Below are 15,478 nucleotides of genomic sequence, written 5' to 3'. Positions count from 1 at the left end.
GTTGTGAACTGGGTAAAAATAAGTGTATATTCTTGTTAGTTAGTAAATAAACATCATTAAGGATTTGGTGGTTATTTTATATAATAATAAAACCTTAAACGCTATGGAGAGTTTATGCTTGCAGAATATTTGCCTGTTCTTGTATTTCTGAGTGTTGGATTTGCAATGGCGATTTTAATGTTGCTACTTGGGTCATTACTCTCTCCACGTCGTCCTGGCGAAGCGAAAGACTCCCCATTTGAATGTGGCTTTGAAGCATTTGGCGATGCGCGTATGAAGTTTGATGTGCGTTACTATCTGGTTGCCATTCTATTTATTATCTTTGATCTTGAAATAGCTTTTCTTTTTCCATGGGCAGTTGTGCTCGATAAAATAGGATTGTTTGGTCTTATAGCAATGGGCATATTCCTCGGTATTCTAATCATCGGCTTTATATACGAGTGGAAGAAAGGAGCCTTGGAATGGGAATAGAAGGAAAACTTAACGAAGGCTTTGTAACTACCAGTGCAGACAAGTTGATCAACTGGGCAAGAACCGGTTCAATGTGGCCAATGACATTTGGTTTGGCATGTTGTGCTGTAGAGATGATGCAAGCAGGCGCGTCTCGTTATGATATGGATCGTTTCGGAATCCTGTTTCGCCCCAGTCCTCGTCAATCAGATGTCATGATTGTTGCTGGCACACTTACCAATAAAATGGCTCCGGCATTACGTAAAGTATACGATCAGATGGCTGAGCCTCGCTGGGTGATCTCAATGGGGTCTTGTGCGAATGGTGGCGGCTATTATCACTATTCTTATGCGGTTGTGCGAGGTTGTGATCGTATCGTGCCAGTAGATATCTACGTACCTGGTTGCCCTCCAACAGCGGAAGCGTTGTTGTACGGAATCATTCAATTGCAAAATAAAATAAAAAATACAAACACAATTGCCCGTCAGGAAGAAGTTGCATGACGGAAGCTTTAAGAGTGTTAAAGACATATTTGCTTGAGTCTTTATCCGATAAACTAATTTCCAGTAAAATCGCAATCAACGAGCTTACGATTGAAGTAGCGCCTGTTGATTTGATTTCAACGGCGCAATTTTTACGCGATGATGATTCATGCTGTTTCGAACAATTAATCGACCTTTGCGGCGTCGATTATCTCGCTTATGGCGAATCTGAATGGGATATCGATGCAAGTAGTTTTTCTAGAGGTGTCAAAAGAGAATTTTCATTTGATGACAGCGAAATGGATGAAACTGACATCGAATTTCAAGGCAAGCGTTTTGCTTCTGTGATTCATTTACTTTCACTTAAACACAATCATCGAATCCGTTTAAAAACATACTGCGATGACAATGAATTTCCAATTGTAGATTCGGTGACAACTATCTGGAATTCTGCAAACTGGTTCGAGCGCGAAGCATTTGATCTTTTTGGAATTATGTATAGTGGTCACCCCGACCTACGCAGAATACTGACTGATTATGGTTTTTCTGGTCATCCATTCAGAAAAGACTTTCCGTTAATTGGGCAAGTAGAAATGCGCTACGATGAAGATCAACAAAGAGTAGTGTATGAGCCCGTATCGATAGAGCCGCGTGTGCTTGTGCCCAGAGTCATTAGAGATGATTTACGCTTTACCGCAAGCAAAGAAAACGAAACGGATAAAACGAATCAAACAGATAAAGAGGCGCAAGAATAATGCCTGAGATTCGTAATTTCACATTAAATTTTGGTCCGGCTCATCCCGCGGCGCATGGTGTATTGCGATTAGTGTTGGAGATGGACGGCGAAGTCATTCAGCGAGCCGATCCTCATATAGGATTGCTACATCGCGGCACCGAAAAGTTAGCAGAAAGCAAACCCTATAATCAAAGCATTGGTTATATGGATCGTCTCGACTATGTATCCATGATGTGCAACGAGCATGGTTATGTTCTGGCGTTAGAGAAAATGCTGGGAATCGAAGCGCCTATTCGTGCGCAATACATTCGAACCATGTTTGATGAAATTACGCGAATCCTGAATCATCTTCTCTGGATTGGTGCTCATGCTTTAGACGTTGGTGCGATGACCATGTTTTTATATGCATTCCGTGAGCGCGAAGATTTAATGGATGTATATGAAGCCGTTTCAGGCGCGCGTCTTCACGCTACTTATTATCGTCCGGGTGGCGTTTACAGAGACTTGCCCGACGTGATGCCGCTTCATGAAAAATCACGCTGGCATAGTGATGCTGATATCGAACGTTTGAATCAGACCCGTAGTGGAAGCGTATTGGATTTTATTGAGGATTTCACAAACCGTTTCCCTAAATGCGTGGATGAATACGAAACACTATTAACCGATAATCGAATTTGGAAGCAACGTTTGGTCGATATTGGTATTGTTTCTCCAGAAAGGGCATTGCAACTTGGTTTAACCGGAGCAATGTTACGAGGTTCTGGTGTTGAGTGGGATTTAAGAAAGAAGCAGCCATACGCAATGTATGATCAAGTAGACTTTGATATTCCCGTTGGCAAAAACGGGGATAGCTACGATCGCTATTTGGTACGTATTGAAGAATTCCGTCAGTCGAATCGAATTATTAAGCAGTGTGTTGATTGGCTACGTAAAAATCCGGGCCCTGTGATGCATGCTGATCATAAAATCACACCACCAAAACGCGAAGATATGAAGGGTGATATGGAAGCATTGATTCATCACTTTAAACTAGCAACAGAAGGCTATTGTTTACCAGAAGGAGAAGCCTATGCTGCGATTGAGCACCCTAAAGGAGAGTTTGGTTGTTATATCGTATCGGATGGTGCAAACAAGCCATATCGCCTAAAAATTCGTGCTCCGGGTTTTGCTCATATGTCGGCTATGGATGAACTAACCAAAGGACATATGTTGGCTGACGTGGTTACTATTATAGGCACTATGGATATCGTATTTGGTGAGGTAGACAGATAATGGCTGCTACTCAAACAATTCTGACGAAGCACGAAACTGACGAAATCGATATGTGGTTAAAGCGCTTTCCTGAAGATCGTGGACAATCAGCGTTATTAGCAGCGTTAAGAGCTGTGATGCATGAGGATCATTATCTTTCTACAGAGAAGATGGATGCCGTTGCTGATTACTTGGGGCTTTCAAAGATTGCTGTTTACGAGGTTGCCAGTTTTTATTCAATGTACGAATTAGAAGAAAAAGCAGCGGCTAAAAACACTATCGCTGTTTGTACTAATATCTCTTGTATGCTGAATGGTTCAGATAATATTGTGGAACATATTGAAGAAAAGCTCGGTATCAAGATGGGTGAAACAACTCCCGACGGCGAGTTTTTCTTCAAAATCGAAGAAGAATGTCTGGCTGCCTGTTGTGGTGCGCCAATGATGCAGTTGAATCACGTTTACCACGAAAATCTAACACCTGAAAAAGTTGATGAGCTTCTTGATGGTGTTAGAAGTAAAGCTTCCTTAAAAAATAAGGAGGTGAGCTAATGGTCGATCAAGTTTGCTTTGCAACGAAACAATATGGTGATGACTGCTATTCTCTTGAAAACTATTTGAAGTTAGGTGGTTATCAATCCTGGCAAAAAATTCTGAAAGAGGGAACGGATGCTAATGACCTGATTGAAGAGATCAAAAACTCAGGTTTACGAGGAAGAGGCGGGGCTGGTTTCCCTACCGGATTAAAGTGGAGTTTTATGCCGCGCAATATGCCCGGTCAAAAATACATTGTTTGTAATTCAGATGAGTCAGAGCCTGGTACCTGTAAAGACCGGGATATCCTTCGATTTAATCCCCATGCCTTGGTTGAAGGAATGGCGATTGCTGGGTATTGCATTGGCGCAACCGTTGGATACAACTATATGCGCGGCGAATTTATGGATGAACCCTTTATTCGTTTTGAACAAGCCGTGAAAGAGGCTTATGACGCTGGTTATCTTGGAACGAATATTCAAAAAAGTGGTGTGGATTTTGAATTATATGGCGCTTTAGGTGCAGGCGCTTATATCTGTGGAGAAGAAACCGCATTACTTGAATCTTTAGAAGGAAAAAAAGGGCAGCCACGATTTAAACCTCCATTTCCTGCTAGTTTTGGTTTGTACGGGCGACCTACAACTATCAACAACACCGAAAGTTTATCCTCAATACCTGCAATCCTAAGGGGCGGAAGCGAGTGGTTTAAAAATATGGGTGTTGAAGGCTCAGGAGGAGAAAAGCTATTTTCTGTTTCTGGTCACGTCAATAATGCCGGTAATTTTGAAGTTCCTATGGGAATACCATTTGCAGAATTACTAGAGATGGCTGGTGGTGTTAGAAATGGCAATAGACTTAAGGCAGTGATTCCAGGTGGTTCGTCAGTTCCAGTATTAACAGGAGATGAAATGATGAAACTGACGATGGATTACGACACCATTGCTAAAGCAGGATCCTTTTTAGGTTCTGGTGCTGTTATCGTCATGGATGAAACGACCGATATGGTTAAAGTGCTGCAACGAATTTCTCGATTCTATTTTTCTGAATCGTGTGGGCAATGTACGCCTTGTCGTGAAGGTACAGGCTGGTTGTATCGTATGTTGTGTCGCATTGTCGAAGGCAAAGGGAGTTTAGAAGATATTGATCGCCTAGACGAAGTTGCACACAAAATAGAAGGTCGCACTATCTGCGCCTTAGGCGATGCCGCTGCAATGCCAGTGTGGAGCTTTGTGAAAAGCTTTAGAGAAGAGTTTGTTCATTATGTTGAAAACGGTTGTTCAATGGTGGATGGCAGATGAGTAATACGGATAAACAATTCGTAACAATTACTATCAATGATAAGGAGATAGAGGCTGTTCCAGGGTCGATGCTGATTGATGTTGCTGATAAATCAGATATTCATATCCCACGATTTTGTTATCACAAAAAACTATCCGTAGCCGCAAACTGCCGGATGTGTCTTGTTGATGTAGAAAAAGCACCGAAGCCATTACCTGCTTGTGCCACTCCCGTTAATGAGGGCATGGTCGTATGGACAAAATCTGAAAGAGCATTAACCGCACAAAAAGATACCATGGAGTTTTTGCTGATTAATCATCCATTGGATTGCCCTATATGCGATCAGGGTGGTGAGTGCGAGTTGCAAGATTTATCAATGGAGTTTGGTAGTGGTACATCAAATTTCCATGAAATGAAACGTGTTGTCGTTGATAAGGATATTGGAGAGCTTGTCGCTACTGAAATGACACGCTGTATTCAATGCACACGTTGTGTCCGTTTCGGTGAAGAAATTGCTGGAATGCGTGAAATGGGTGCAACGGGTCGTGGCGATCGAATGGAAATAGGCACCTTTGTTGAAAAAAGCCTGGATTCAGAAATTTCAGGAAATATCATCGATATTTGCCCGGTTGGGGCGCTTACCGCAAAACCTTCACGATACCATTCCCGAGCATGGGAAATGATGCAAACACCATCAATCGCATCGCATGATTGTGTCGGTTCTAATGTTAAATTGCATACGTTCAAGAAAAAATTAGTGCGCGTGATAGCTGCCGAGAATGAAGATATTAATGAGTGTTGGATTTCTGACCGTGACCGTTTCAGTTATCAAGGGGTTTATGCGGATGATCGCGTAGAAAAACCGATGATAAAATATAACGGCATCTGGAAAGAAGTCGATTGGTCAACAGCACTTGATAGAACCGTTGAAAAACTAACAGAGGTTTCGGCAAAGGATATTGCTGTATTAGCTTCTGCCCGCGCAACGCTTGAAGAGCTTTATTTGCTGCAAAAGTCTATGCGCAGTATTGGTGTTGCGAATATCGATCATCGCTTACGTCAGGTTGATTTTAATGATCAGGAAAGTTCGGGCGCATACCCTTCGCTGGGCATGAAGATTGCAGATATAGAAAATCTAGATAGCATTCTTTTAGTCGGCTCTAATGTAAGAAAAGAGCAACCAATGATTAATCAGCGTATTCGCAAAGCGGCTTTAAATGGCGCTAAGATAATGTGCGTGAATCCGCTTGAATTGGATTTTAATTACGATGTTGATGCGCAACGAGTAAGTAATCCCGTTGAAATGATTAAAACGTTGGCGATCATCGCTAAAGCCAGCTATATCTTGAGTAAAACAGAAATTCCGGCAGGCTTGAATGATCTGTTTACTTCCGTCAGGTTGAATAAAGCAGATAAGGTATTTGCTGAAAACTTGATTGCATCGAAAAATTCAGCGGTATTTCTGGGTAGTATTTCGATGCAACATCCTGGTTATTCAACGTTACGAGCATTATCTAAAGCAATCGCCGGTAATACGGGATCCACATTGGCGTATTTATCAGGTGCTTCAAACTCAGCCGGAGCCTGGTTAGCCGGTGTCGTACCACATCAAAAAGAAGCGGGTCAAAAAGCCGATATTATCGGGAAAAATGCGGGCGAGATGCTCTCGAAAACGAAGAAAGTGTATATGCTTTTGGATTTGGAGCTAGAACGAGACTCCGATAATCCTCAACAAGCTAAAGCAGCCATGAATCAGGCAGATACGATCATTGCTGTGACTCCTTACGCCAATAAAACCTTATTATCTTTAGCGGATATCATTTTACCTAGCGCTGCCTATGCTGAAACATCGGGTACTTACGTGAATGCCGAAGGTACCTGGCAAAGTTTTAAAGCTGCCGCTAAAAGCTATGGCGAAGCAAGACCAGCGTGGAAAATTCTACGTGTATTAGGAAATAAATTAGACGTTAAAGGTTTTGATTACGTAAGTTCTAAAGATGTTAGAAACGAACTTCAAGGCCTTTGTGAAAATGTTAATAATGAAAATCCTGTGAGTGTTGAAGGCATTTATACAAAACTTGATGACGTTACAAGTCAGTCTTTGTATCGCATCGGTAATGTGGGCGAATTTTCTGGGGACTCACTAGTAAGAAGAGCCACAGCATTACAAAAAAGCAACCCAGAGCAAAATGCAGTGCAACTCAATGCTAAACAAGCTGCTTTGTTAGGTTTGAAAGATTTGCCTACAGTAGATAATGAACACGCTGAGAAAGAAGTAATGGTTGATGTAAAGCAGGGTGAAGTGGTTGTTTCAATGCCACTGTTGATCAATGACAATATTCCAGATAAATGTGCTTTACTGGCTTCGGGTACTAAATCGAGTAGCTTATTAGGTTCAGCTTTTGGAGAGATAGAAATAACAGCATAGTTTTAGAATAGATTTAGAATAGTTTTGGTGCAGTACGACGTGATTTAAACCAGATTTTAAATAGATAAATGTAACAGGGATAAATTGGATACTTTAACGACATTTTTAAACAGTTTCCTACCAGAGGGTTTAGCCACTCTGATTGTGATCTTGCTTAAGATCATCGCTATCCTATTGCCTTTAATACTTGCTGTCGCTTACACCACATTTGCTGAAAGAAAAGTTATTGGTTATATGCAAGCCCGAATGGGGCCAAACCGTGTTGGGCCAAAAGGGTGGTTGCAACCCATCGCTGATACAGTAAAGCTGATGTTTAAGGAGATTATTACGCCTACGAACTCCAGCAAAGTGGTGTTTTTTATTGCTCCGATGTTGGCATTGGCACCAGCATTAGCCGTATGGTCAGTAATTCCATTTTGGGATGGCGGTGTTCTAGCCAATGTAAATGCAGGCTTACTGCTCATTTTGGCGATTAACTCACTGGATGTTTTTGGCATTATCCTCGCTGGTTGGGCATCAAATTCCAAGTATGCGATTTTGAGTTCACTTCGAGTTGGCGCACAGGTAGTCTCGTACGAAATTGCCATGGGTTTCGCCTTGGTTGGCGTATTAATGGTTTCAGGGAGTTTGAATCTCACAGAAATAGTAAGAGCTCAAAGTGGGGGGCTGTTCGGTTGGAATGTATGGCCACTCTTTGGTTTGTTCGTGGTGTTTTTTATCTCTGGTGTAGCAGAAACCAACCGTGCTCCATTTGATGTGGCAGAAGGCGAGTCTGAAATCGTTGCTGGTTTTCACGTCGAGTATTCCGGCATGGCGTTTGCGTTATTCTTCCTCGCGGAATATGCCAGCATGATATTAATATCAACATTAACCGCTTTGCTGTTTTTTGGCGGCTGGCTGTCTCCATTTGGTACAGCTATGGATGATATTCCGGTGCTTGGTTTTCTAATGGGTGATGGTTTTCACTGGTTACTTTTAAAAGCGATGTTTTTCCTATTCTGTTATTTATGGTTTAGAGCGACATTCCCCAGATATCGCTACGATCAGATTATGCGTTTAGGCTGGAAAATACTAATTCCTGTAACGTTAGTCTGGATCTTTGGCGAGGGCATTGCAATTGCTCTTGGGTGGCAGCCATGGTTGTAAACATCATTGAGAATACGTTTATCAATATAAGTAAAAAGGCACCCCCCCACTTACAGGCAGTTTTTTTGGGAAAGGGTATATCGTTAGCAAAGATGAAATGTAAAAGAGGTTGTCATGATTAGATCAATCAAACATTTCATCAAATCCTTTACGCTATTTGAATTGTTTCAAGGCTTGGGCGTTACCGGTAAATACTTATTTAAACGCAAAGTTACGATCCAATATCCAGAACAGAAAACGCCGATGTCTCCTCGTTTTAGAGGACATCATGCATTACGCAGATACCCCAACGGGCAAGAGCGTTGTATCGCGTGTAAATTGTGTGAAGCAGTTTGTCCTGCGTTGGCGATTGATATTGAAATGGAAGAACGCGCAGACGGAACCCGTCGTACCACTAAATACGATATTGATTTCTTCAAGTGTATCTACTGTGGGTTCTGCGAAGAAGCCTGCCCAGTGGATGCGATTGTAGAAACCCATATTTTTGAATACCACTTTGAAGAACGTGGCAAAAACATCATCACAAAGGAAGAGTTATTAGCCTTTGGTGATAAACATGAAAGCGAAATCGCAAAACGAAAAGCAGCAGACGCACCTTATAAATAGTGCTACTTGATAGAACTAATTTTGTAGAACTAAGAAGTAAGTAAGGTTAAACAAGGAAGAAAATGACATTCGAGCTATTCATATTTTACGTTTTTTCAGCAGTAACACTGTTTTCTGCAGTCGGTGTAGTGACTGCGCGTAATCCTGTTTATGCCGCCTTATTTTTGATTCTGGCGTTTTTTACCAGTGCTGCAACATGGGTATTACTTGAAGCTGAATTCCTTGGTGTGGTTTTGGTGCTGGTCTATGTCGGTGCGGTTATGGTGCTGTTTTTATTCGTGATCATGATGCTTGATATCAATATAGATACGCTGAAAGAAGGCTTTACGCGATATATGCCCATAGGAATTCTGGTTGCCGTGGCTGTCGCCGCTGAAATGATTCTGGTGATGAAGTCAAAAACCTTTGATCGTCCGATACCAGAAGCTGCGCCGTTAGACAGTAGCAATACCGAAGCAATCGGCGAGATTCTATACACTGAATATGTCTACCCATTCGAAATTGCAGCAGTCATTTTAGTGGTCGCTATTATCGCTGCTATCGCGTTAACACTGCGTCGACGTGAAGGCGTTAAAAAGCAGGATCAGGGAGCGCAAATTCGAACCCGCAAAGAAGATCGATTACGCATCGTTAAAATGAAAACAGAAGCTAAGCAGGGAGAAAGATAATGATACCTTTATCGCATTTTCTCATTGTTGGTGCTTTGCTGTTTTCAATTGCTGTGGCTGGAATTTTTCTCAATCGGAAGAATATGATTATTCTTTTGATGTGTATCGAGCTCATGCTACTCGCAGTGAATCTGAACTTTATCGCCTTTTCTCATTATCTAGGTGATATGGCTGGACAGGTTTTTGTATTTTTTATTCTCACCGTTGCTGCTGCTGAAGCCGCTATCGGGCTTGCAATTCTGGTTACGGTTTTTCGAAATCGTCGAACCATCAATGTGCAAGAGCTTGATGATATGAAAGGGTAGGGGCGCTATGGAAAGTATCTATCTAGCTATTCCTCTTGCTTCTCTTATTGGTGCAATTATCGCCGGTTTATTCGGCGGTATCATTGGCCGAAAAGGCGCACATGCAATTACCATTTTAGGTGTAGGTATTTCGTGCTTCTTGTCTTTTGTTGTACTTAAGCATGTGGGTTTTGATGGGCATACTTTTTATGGTGATGTGTATACCTGGGCGCAAGTAGGCAATACGAAATTCGCTGTCGGTTTTCAGATAGACCGCCTAACCTCGATGATGATGGTTGTGGTGACCTTTGTGTCATTAATGGTGCATATCTACACCATCGGTTATATGCAAGACGATAAGCATAATTGGCCTGAAGATAGTCGTGGTGGCACAAATAGTTACCAGCGCTTCTTTGCTTATATCTCGTTATTTACCTTCTCCATGTTAATGCTGGTTATGTCGAATAACTTCATGCAGCTGTTTTTTGGTTGGGAAGCAGTAGGTCTTGTCTCTTATTTATTGATTGGTTTCTGGTCTACCCGAGAAACGGCAATTTTTGCCAATATGAAAGCCTTTTTAGTGAATCGTGTCGGTGACTTTGGATTCCTATTAGGTATCGCGGCAATCTGGACTTACACTGGTTCAGTCGATTACAAAGAAGTGTTTGAGCGCTTACCGGCAATTGAACATATTACCCTAACAATTTTGCCGAATACCGAATGGATGTTGGTCAGTATTATTGCGATCTGCTTATTCATCGGCGCCATGGGAAAATCAGCGCAAGTACCATTGCATGTGTGGTTACCCGACTCGATGGAAGGCCCAACACCCATTTCAGCGTTGATACATGCGGCGACAATGGTGACCGCGGGCATTTTCATGGTGGCGCGTATGTCACCCATCTTTGAAATGTCGGATACAGCATTGAGTATGGTGCTAATCATTGGAGCCACAACGGCATTTTTTATGGGGCTGATTGGTATAGTGCAAAACGATATCAAACGCGTTGTTGCTTACTCTACGTTGTCACAGCTCGGTTATATGACAGTGGCGCTAGGTGCTTCGGCTTACAGCGCTGCTGTGTTCCACTTGATGACTCATGCCTTCTTTAAAGCACTATTATTCTTGGCGGCTGGTTCTGTCATTATTGCCATGCATCACGAACAAGATATTCGTAAAATGGGGGGATTGAAAAAGTATCTACCGATTACTTACTGGACTTCACTAGTGGGTTCTTTAGCCTTAATTGGCTTTCCATTCTTTTCTGGTTTCTTCTCCAAAGATTTAATAATCGAAGCAGTCCATGCTGCAAATATTCCCGGATCAGAATACGCTTACTGGATGGTTTTACTCGGCGTATTCGTTACCGCATTTTATAGCTTCAGAATGTTCTTCCTGGTATTCCACGGTGAAGAGCGCATGGATGAACACACTAAATCTCATTTACATGAGCCTGCAAAAGTCGTGACGTGGCCTTTGATAGCATTAGCTATTCCAGCAGTGTTAACAGGTTACTTTTTAGACCCGATGGTTGTGGGTGATTTCTTTGATGGTGTAATACATGTTGATGAAAGCCATCCTGCTGTTGAAACGATTACACATCACTTTCATGGAAGTGAAACTTGGATAGTGAATATATTTAGTTTTGTCGGGCATGGTTTGATTGCCCTTCCATTCTGGTTAGCAATGGCTGGTGCAGGTAGCGCGTATTATATCTATATGAAGCAGCCTTCAATTGCCAAATGGGGTTATGACAAATTGCGTTTCATCCACGTAATTCTAGATAAAAAATATTTCGCGGATGAGTTCAATATGGCTGTATTTGCTGGAGGGGCAATCGCTCTTGGCAAAACATTGTGGTCTGTTGGAGATCGTTTCTTGATCGATGGTTTAGTCGTAAATGGTTCTGCCAAAGTGACCGGCTGGTTCTCATCGATTATCAGACACATGCAAACGGGTTATTTATATCACTATGCTTTCTCAATCATCATTGGTGTTCTAGCAATTATGAGTTGGTTATTGTTTGGAGCGAATAATGTTTGAGGGTAATTTGCTCAGTATTTTAATTTGGCTGCCGATCATCGGTGGGTTGATACTGCTGTTTACTGGCGACAAGTTTGCGCCTCGACCTATAGCATTGGTATTCAGTGCCTTAACCTTTTTGCTCAGTATTCCACTCTGGACTGACTTTAATCCCGTCGGTCATCAAATGCAGTTTGTTGAATTAGCGCCGTGGATTGAAGCCTTCAAAATAAATTATCACTTAGGCGTTGATGGCATCTCAATGCCACTAATACTGCTCAATACCTTCATTACTGTTTTGATTGTTATTGCAGGATGGGAAGTGATTAAACATAAGCCTGCGCAATATATGGCTGCCTTCTTAATCATGGAAGGCATCATCAATGGCGTGTTTGCCGCTCAAGACTCTATCTTGTTTTATGTGTTCTTCGAAGCGATGCTGATTCCTATGTTTATCGTGATTGGAATCTGGGGTGGCGATAATCGTATTTATGCGACTATCAAGTTCTTCCTCTATACCTTTTTCGGCTCAGTATTTATGCTGATCAGTCTGGTTTACATGTATTCACAAGCGGATAGTTTTGCAATTGCAGATTTCCATAGTGTGAAATTGGGCATGACGCCACAGATTCTAATCTTCTTGTCTTTCTTGATCGCCTTTGGTGTCAAAGTACCGATGTGGCCAGTACATACCTGGTTGCCAGATGCTCACGTACAGGCACCAACGGGTGGTTCGGTGATACTAGCCGCAGTGATGCTTAAAATAGGCGGGTATGGCTTTATACGATTCTCCTTGCCTATGGTTCCCGATGCTTCAAGTGAGCTTGCGTGGCTGGTGATCTTTATGTCATTAACCGCGATTGTCTACATTGGCTTTATCGCTTTGGTACAAAACGATATGAAGAAGCTTGTGGCGTATTCATCGATAGCGCATATGGGTTTTGTGACTTTAGGTTTCTTTGTGCTATTCCCAATTGTGACAAAAACAGGCAGCGCTGAAGGAACACTATTAGGCTTGCAGGGCGGTATGGTTCAGATGATGTCACATGGCTTTATTTCAGGTGCGATGTTCCTATGTATCGGCGTTTTATATGATCGGATGCATACGCGTGATATCACCGCTTATGGTGGTGTTTCGAATAGAATGCCATGGTTTGCTGGATTCTTTGTATTATTCGCGATGGCGAATACAGGCCTACCGGGCACCTCGGGTTTTGTCGGTGAGTTCATGGTTATTCTCACCAGTTTCAAAGCGAATTTCTGGATAGCATTTCTTGCAGCGACTACCTTAATTATTGGCGCTGCCTATACCTTATGGTTGGTCAAACGCGTAATTTTCGGTGCCGTCGCCAACAGTAATGTTGCTGAATTAACGGATATCAATAAGCGTGAAACCGTCATACTTGCTGCTTTAGCCTTTTTCGTATTGCTTCTCGGTCTTTGGCCAGAGCCTTTGGTACATGTGATGAATGATTCACTGGCTCATGTTGTTGAGCAAGCCACAACCAGTAAGTTGGGGAATTAAAATGTTTATGTCATTTACAACGGCTACATTAATTCCGATGCAATTCGCTATTCCAGATTTCGCTCCGGCAATACCTGAAATATTCCTATTGGCAGGAACCTGTTTGGTATTGTTGGTCGATTTGTTTTTAAAAGACTCAAATCGTTACATCACATACCTACTATCACAAACCGTGCTGTTGATTACTGCCTATCTAGTCATTAGTGGCATCAATGATGTGAGTATGGCAGAAGCATTGCAAACAACAGGTAAAGCGAGTTTAACGACGTTTAGCGAGATGTTTGTGCTCGATCCTATGTCGCAAGTACTGAAAGTTTCGATCCTGCTGATTACTGTTGGCGTTTTCGTTTATTCCCGCCCTTATTTAAAAACACGACAAATGTTCAAGGGCGAATACTTTACCCTGGGAATGTTTGCGGTTCTTGGAATGATGATCATGGTTTCTGCGAAAACCATGTTAGTCATCTATTTAGGATTAGAGCTTCTTTCGTTAGCCATGTACGCGATGGTGGCATTCAGAAGAAATGACGGAAGAGCGTCCGAAGCAGGGATGAAATATTTTGTACTGGGGGCGATTGCATCCGGCATGTTGCTCTACGGTATGTCGATTATTTACGGTGTTACCGGTAGCCTGCATCTTGATCATATTGATAGTTTCATGATGGGCCATAATGTGATGACAAATATGGGCTTGTTGTTGGGCTTGTCTTTTGTTCTTGTAGGGCTTGGCTTTAAACTCGGTGTCGTACCCTTTCACATGTGGGTGCCCGATGTTTATGATGGCTCACCGACAGCGGTAACCTTGTTCCTGGGAACAGCACCAAAAATTGCTGCTTTTGCGATGATGTTCCGTTTGCTCGTGGAAGGGCTTGATGAAATGTTACTGGGCTGGCAGCAAATACTATCATTGCTTGCAGCATTATCTTTATTCATTGGTAACGTTGTTGCCATCGCGCAAACTAATATCAAACGCATGCTGGCGTATTCTACAATTTCGCACATGGGTTTTGTGCTTCTCGGTATTCTTGCTGGAACCGAAGTAGGTTATGCATCATCAATGTTCTATATCATCACTTACTCAATAGTCGCGATGGGTGCATTCGGAATCATTATCCTACTCAGTAGAGATGGTTATGAAGCGGATCGATTGATCGATTTACAAGGCTTGAGCTCACGCCATCCCTGGTATGCCTTTATGATGATGCTGTTCTTATTCTCCATGGCAGGCGTTCCGCCAACCGTGGGTTTTTACGCAAAGCTATCTGTATTAAAAGCAGTTGTCGGTGCTGAAGTGGTTTGGCTCGCCGTGTTTGCAGTGGTGATGTCTGTCATTGGTGCTTACTATTATTTGCGTGCGATAAAACTCATGTACTTTGATCAACCCGATGAATTTGTTGGTGATGAAGAATTACTCGTACCTGCTAAATCTGGTTTCGATTTTAAATTACTATTAAGCGTGAATGGCCTATCAGTATTAGCACTAGGGATTTTACCCGGCGCATTGATGTCTTTATGTGTTCTCGCGGTTGAAGCCAGTTTATAATCGTCGGTCTTAGTCTTTTCATCGTTTAATTTAGCTGAATCATGTCCGACACCAAAAAATCCTCGAACTTCCTGACGATTGTTGCTTTGCTTGTTTTTGCTGGCGGTATTGCTGCGAGCTATTTATATAAAAAATTTCTGGTTTCAAATTACATCGCCGAGGCATCGTTGCAAGAACCCTGTGATCTTAGACAAGACTCTTGTATCAATGTGTTTCCTAATGGCGAATCTGTCACTTTTTCATTAAACCCCAAAGACATACCAATTTTAACGCCGCTATCGTTACATGTAGAAACCAAAGGAATCACAGCTTCATCAGTCAAAGTGGATTTTGTCGGTTTGAATATGGATATGGGTTTTAACCGCAGTGAGTTAAAACTGGACAAGCCCAATAATTATAGCGGTAAATTTACTATTCCTATTTGTGTTAACACGCGAATGGAATGGGAAGCCCAAGTAAAGTTAGAAACGGAAAAAGGCGTAATGATGGCGCCGTTTCGTTTTTATACTGTTAGGTAAAGTTACT

General features: G+C 42.2%; 15 protein-coding genes. All 15 read left to right on the top strand.

All coding sequences use genetic code 11. The annotated features are described in order from the left end of the window. The first annotated feature begins 114 nt into the window (after window positions 1-114). A complete protein-coding gene (locus EV695_RS01040) occupies window positions 115-471 on the top strand; it encodes an NADH-quinone oxidoreductase subunit A (RefSeq protein ID WP_131904067.1) in 357 nt (118 codons plus the stop codon). Further along, a complete protein-coding gene (locus EV695_RS01035) occupies window positions 462-953 on the top strand; it encodes a NuoB/complex I 20 kDa subunit family protein (RefSeq protein WP_131904066.1) in 492 nt (163 codons plus the stop codon). Before EV695_RS01040 ends, EV695_RS01035 begins: the two co-directional genes overlap by 10 nt. Further along, window positions 950-1,687, top strand: coding sequence for an NADH-quinone oxidoreductase subunit C (locus EV695_RS01030; protein ID WP_131904065.1), 738 nt, complete (start codon window positions 950-952; stop codon window positions 1,685-1,687). The genes EV695_RS01035 and EV695_RS01030 overlap by 4 nt, the downstream gene beginning before the upstream one ends. Beyond that, on the top strand, window positions 1,687-2,940 hold the full coding sequence (locus EV695_RS01025) for an NADH-quinone oxidoreductase subunit D (protein ID WP_131904064.1): 1,254 nt from the start codon (window positions 1,687-1,689) through the stop codon (window positions 2,938-2,940). The genes EV695_RS01030 and EV695_RS01025 overlap by 1 nt, the downstream gene beginning before the upstream one ends. Then, entirely contained in the window at window positions 2,940-3,470 is a 531-nt protein-coding gene (locus EV695_RS01020; RefSeq protein ID WP_131904063.1) for an NADH-quinone oxidoreductase subunit NuoE family protein, read from the top strand. The genes EV695_RS01025 and EV695_RS01020 overlap by 1 nt, the downstream gene beginning before the upstream one ends. Further along, a complete protein-coding gene (gene nuoF / locus EV695_RS01015) occupies window positions 3,470-4,750 on the top strand; it encodes an NADH-quinone oxidoreductase subunit NuoF (protein ID WP_131904062.1) in 1,281 nt (426 codons plus the stop codon). Before EV695_RS01020 ends, nuoF begins: the two co-directional genes overlap by 1 nt. Then, entirely contained in the window at window positions 4,747-7,158 is a 2,412-nt protein-coding gene (gene nuoG, locus EV695_RS01010) for an NADH-quinone oxidoreductase subunit NuoG (protein WP_131904061.1), read from the top strand. Before nuoF ends, nuoG begins: the two co-directional genes overlap by 4 nt. A gap of 84 nt (window positions 7,159-7,242) precedes the next feature. Then, on the top strand, window positions 7,243-8,304 hold the full coding sequence (gene nuoH / locus EV695_RS01005) for an NADH-quinone oxidoreductase subunit NuoH (protein ID WP_131904060.1): 1,062 nt from the start codon (window positions 7,243-7,245) through the stop codon (window positions 8,302-8,304). 114 nt (window positions 8,305-8,418) lie between these two features. Continuing rightward, on the top strand, window positions 8,419-8,910 hold the full coding sequence (nuoI, locus tag EV695_RS01000) for an NADH-quinone oxidoreductase subunit NuoI (protein WP_131904059.1): 492 nt from the start codon (window positions 8,419-8,421) through the stop codon (window positions 8,908-8,910). 62 nt (window positions 8,911-8,972) lie between these two features. After that, on the top strand, window positions 8,973-9,578 hold the full coding sequence (locus EV695_RS00995) for an NADH-quinone oxidoreductase subunit J (protein WP_131904058.1): 606 nt from the start codon (window positions 8,973-8,975) through the stop codon (window positions 9,576-9,578). Further along, a complete protein-coding gene (nuoK, locus tag EV695_RS00990; protein WP_131904057.1) occupies window positions 9,578-9,883 on the top strand; it encodes an NADH-quinone oxidoreductase subunit NuoK in 306 nt (101 codons plus the stop codon). The genes EV695_RS00995 and nuoK overlap by 1 nt, the downstream gene beginning before the upstream one ends. A gap of 7 nt (window positions 9,884-9,890) precedes the next feature. After that, window positions 9,891-11,906 (top strand): NADH-quinone oxidoreductase subunit L, encoded by a 2,016-nt coding sequence (nuoL, locus tag EV695_RS00985; RefSeq protein WP_131904056.1) that lies wholly within the window; start codon window positions 9,891-9,893, stop codon window positions 11,904-11,906. Beyond that, window positions 11,899-13,410 carry an NADH-quinone oxidoreductase subunit M gene (locus tag EV695_RS00980; protein ID WP_131904055.1) on the top strand — a complete coding sequence of 504 codons (1,512 nt, stop codon included), beginning with the start codon at window positions 11,899-11,901 and terminating at the stop codon, window positions 13,408-13,410. Before nuoL ends, EV695_RS00980 begins: the two co-directional genes overlap by 8 nt. A 1-nt stretch (window position 13,411) precedes the next feature. Continuing rightward, entirely contained in the window at window positions 13,412-14,953 is a 1,542-nt protein-coding gene (nuoN, locus tag EV695_RS00975) for an NADH-quinone oxidoreductase subunit NuoN (RefSeq protein ID WP_341539021.1), read from the top strand. Window positions 14,954-14,994: 41 nt separating this feature from the next. Beyond that, entirely contained in the window at window positions 14,995-15,471 is a 477-nt protein-coding gene (locus tag EV695_RS00970; RefSeq protein WP_131904054.1) for a hypothetical protein, read from the top strand. Window positions 15,472-15,478: the final 7 nt, after the last annotated feature.

It is taken from the genome of Cocleimonas flava (assembly GCF_004339015.1).
Classification (GTDB): domain Bacteria; phylum Pseudomonadota; class Gammaproteobacteria; order Thiotrichales; family Thiotrichaceae; genus Cocleimonas; species Cocleimonas flava.
The sequence above is the reverse complement of the archived record's forward strand: the minus strand, read 5'-3'. Positions and strand labels throughout refer to the sequence as shown.

Bases quoted from the DNA above. Each gene is read 5' to 3' on its own strand.
- EV695_RS01040 (WP_131904067.1), top strand. From the start codon at position 115: ATGCTTGCAGAATATTTGCCTGTTCTTGTATTTCTGAGTGTTGGATTT.
- EV695_RS01035 (WP_131904066.1), top strand. From the start codon at position 462: ATGGGAATAGAAGGAAAACTTAACGAAGGCTTTGTAACTACCAGTGCA.
- EV695_RS01030 (WP_131904065.1), top strand. From the start codon at position 950: ATGACGGAAGCTTTAAGAGTGTTAAAGACATATTTGCTTGAGTCTTTA.
- EV695_RS01025 (WP_131904064.1), top strand. From the start codon at position 1,687: ATGCCTGAGATTCGTAATTTCACATTAAATTTTGGTCCGGCTCATCCC.
- EV695_RS01020 (WP_131904063.1), top strand. From the start codon at position 2,940: ATGGCTGCTACTCAAACAATTCTGACGAAGCACGAAACTGACGAAATC.
- nuoF (WP_131904062.1), top strand. From the start codon at position 3,470: ATGGTCGATCAAGTTTGCTTTGCAACGAAACAATATGGTGATGACTGC.
- nuoG (WP_131904061.1), top strand. From the start codon at position 4,747: ATGAGTAATACGGATAAACAATTCGTAACAATTACTATCAATGATAAG.
- nuoI (WP_131904059.1), top strand. From the start codon at position 8,419: ATGATTAGATCAATCAAACATTTCATCAAATCCTTTACGCTATTTGAA.
- EV695_RS00995 (WP_131904058.1), top strand. From the start codon at position 8,973: ATGACATTCGAGCTATTCATATTTTACGTTTTTTCAGCAGTAACACTG.
- nuoK (WP_131904057.1), top strand. From the start codon at position 9,578: ATGATACCTTTATCGCATTTTCTCATTGTTGGTGCTTTGCTGTTTTCA.
- nuoL (WP_131904056.1), top strand. From the start codon at position 9,891: ATGGAAAGTATCTATCTAGCTATTCCTCTTGCTTCTCTTATTGGTGCA.
- EV695_RS00980 (WP_131904055.1), top strand. From the start codon at position 11,899: ATGTTTGAGGGTAATTTGCTCAGTATTTTAATTTGGCTGCCGATCATC.
- nuoN (WP_341539021.1), top strand. From the start codon at position 13,412: ATGTTTATGTCATTTACAACGGCTACATTAATTCCGATGCAATTCGCT.
- EV695_RS00970 (WP_131904054.1), top strand. From the start codon at position 14,995: ATGTCCGACACCAAAAAATCCTCGAACTTCCTGACGATTGTTGCTTTG.